Below are 1,091 nucleotides of genomic sequence, written 5' to 3' on the forward strand. Positions count from 1 at the left end.
TTGTTTACCGAGGTGCGCAATTTCTATGCGAAGGTGCTTAAGCGGGAGACCGAAGAGGGCATCACTCCGGAGGACAGCGCGCTATACCTGCTCGATTGGCTGAACAGCCAGGGCTATGAGAACTACCACGAGTTTGCCGCCCACGCTCTGAGCCAGGAACTGATCTCCCGCGACAAGGGCCTGAACCAGCCGCCCAACGCCCGGATCCAAGAGCTGACGGGCATGCTGCGCAACGCTGAAACCCTGGTGGAAGAGACCGAAGGGCTGATCACCGATTTCGATGCAATGCACACGATCCCGCATAACCTGCGGGTGCTGGCCTCGCGGATTGAACCATCGGGCGGCCCGGTCACGGTGCTGTCGCAGAACTACGGCTCGATGTCACGCGAGATGTCGGATTGGTTCGGCGCCCATGTGATGGGTGAGAACAGCAATTTTGCCAAGATCAAGGCTTCGGTGAACAGCAGCCTGTTTGTCGAAGGCATGGCGCGCATCCTGATCGAATGCGACAACCAGCTGCAACAGGAACGTCGCGATCTCGGCGAGCCCGACATGGAAACCGAACGCGGCATCCTGGCCGATCTGGCCAAGGACCAGGTCAAGCGGTCGCAAAACGGTATGAGAGAAGTCGACGAAGAAGCCGCGCGCATCACCAGCGCCTGCCAGATCATGCACCGGCACTTCCTTGGTCTCAGCTCCACCCGGGTGCTGCTCAAAATCGAAAGCGCACGGCTGACCGATTCCGGCGAAACACTGGCTGATATCATCGACCAGCTGGGCGGTTTTCAGGAACGGATTTCGCGGCGGCTTGACCGGATCGGAAAGCTGAGCGAAGAGATCCGCCTGCTCGAACAATAGCCGGCCCGAAAAGCAACAAGCCCGACCGAAAACCCATCAATGATTGCTGCTGGCAGGCACCGTATTGCCGTAACAGCCCGCCGCGGCCGGCAAAGCCATTGCCAAGGCCCCGGCAGGCTTGCGATACCTAAAACATGGAAGAGTTTTTTTACCAAGCAACCATTTATCTGGGCGCCGCAGTCATTGCGGTGCCTCTGGCTGCGCGCCTTGGGCTTGGCTCGGTTCTAGGATAC

General features: G+C 59.1%; 1 protein-coding gene. It reads left to right on the forward strand.

Annotation, left to right across the window (positions count from 1 at the left end; genetic code table 11):
- The coding region (locus tag A2I95_RS41375; protein ID WP_291738082.1) for a chemotaxis protein at positions 1-858 on the forward strand (858 nt) is incomplete at its 5' end.
- Positions 859-1,091 lie beyond the last annotated feature (233 nt).

Source organism: Leisingera sp. F5, assembly GCF_001593695.1.